Genomic DNA, 1350 nt, shown 5'->3' with positions numbered 1-1350 from the left:
GTCAAAGAGCGTGAGGTGTTCGTTCGATGGTTGGATGCTTCTGCGAGTCTCTGGAACGAGACGAACTACGCTCGCCGCCAAGCCTTCCTCGAAGACGATGAAAGCGTCTGGGATGCTGACACTGGCAGTCTCGAAGGCACATACAAATCCGTCCTCAGCAGTAGTGTTGCCCAGCAAATCATTCGGAAAAACAGTGAAGCGTGGCGGTCGTTCTTCGACCTCAACCAGAAGTACCACGCCGGAACACTTGATGAGAAACCGTCACCTCCGGGGTACTGGGGCAACGACGAAGAGGGACGGGTGCTGCGTACCTACGTTCGCAACGACCAGTACACCATCCGATACGGGAACCGTTCCCGGCTCGAAGTGCCGATTGGCTCCAAACTCAAAGACGAACTCGGGTTAAGTCGGAATCAGCGGCTTCGTGTTGAAATTGCAGGCGACCCGAAGTGGAGCGGCGAACAGAACCGGCTCGAAATTGTGTACGACGAAACCGCCGAAGCGTTCAGGGCTTTTCAACCAGTCACTATCGATGATTCTCGACTGGACTCACCACTGGCTTCAGAAGAAGCCGCTCTGGACGTTGGCGCGAACAACCTCGTCGCCTGCACAGTATCGACCGGGTCTCAATTCATATACGAAGGACGCGACCTGTTCGAGCAGTTCCGTGAACTCACGGAACAAATCGCGCACTATCAGTCCCGTCTCGAAGACCAGCGTGAGTCCAGCAAGCGCATCGACCGCTTGTATCGAAAACGCACGAACCAGCGCAACCACGCCCAAGACAGTCTTGTGCGTGACCTCGTTGAATGCGTGCACGAGGAAGGCGTTTCAACGCTGTACGTTGGCGACATCACGGGTGTCCTCGACACGCACTGGTCGCCTCGTGTGAACGAGAAAACGCACAACTTCTGGGCGTACCGCCGGTTCATCAACCGCCTCGAAGACGTGTGCGAAGAATACGGTATCACGCTCGAGGAAGAATCCGAGGCGTGGACGAGTCAGGAGTGCCCTGAATGTGGCAAGCGTGAAGAGACTGTTCGTCACGGGGATTCGTTGACGTGCATATGCGGGTTTGAAGGACACGCTGACTTGGTGGCGTCGGAATCGTTTTTGAGACAGCAGAACACCACAGTAGGGTCGATGGCACGGCCTGTGTACCTCAAGTGGAACAAACACAGTTGGCGGGAAGATCATAGCCCGCCCTCGGTCGCAGTGGAGACAACGGCCAACGAGGAATGCACAACCCAGAGTACCACAGCGAGTGGGAATGTCGCTCTCGGGGAAGCTCAGACCGACTGAGACTCCCACGAGAGGAATCCCACGACTTCAGTCGTGGGTGGATGTCAA

The 1350-nt window shown here is 56.2% G+C and carries 1 protein-coding gene; it reads left to right on the top strand.

Going from position 1 to position 1350, the window contains the following annotated elements; translation table 11 throughout:
* A partial coding sequence (locus tag ACNTAO_RS12460) for an RNA-guided endonuclease InsQ/TnpB family protein (RefSeq protein WP_435162428.1) occupies positions 1-1302 on the top strand: 1302 nt, incomplete at its 5' end.
* Positions 1303-1350: the final 48 nt, after the last annotated feature.

Origin of the sequence: Halorubrum zhoui (assembly GCF_051194155.1) — an archaeon.
GTDB lineage: Archaea > Halobacteriota > Halobacteria > Halobacteriales > Haloferacaceae > Halorubrum.
This window is presented reverse-complemented; position numbering and strand designations above follow the sequence as displayed.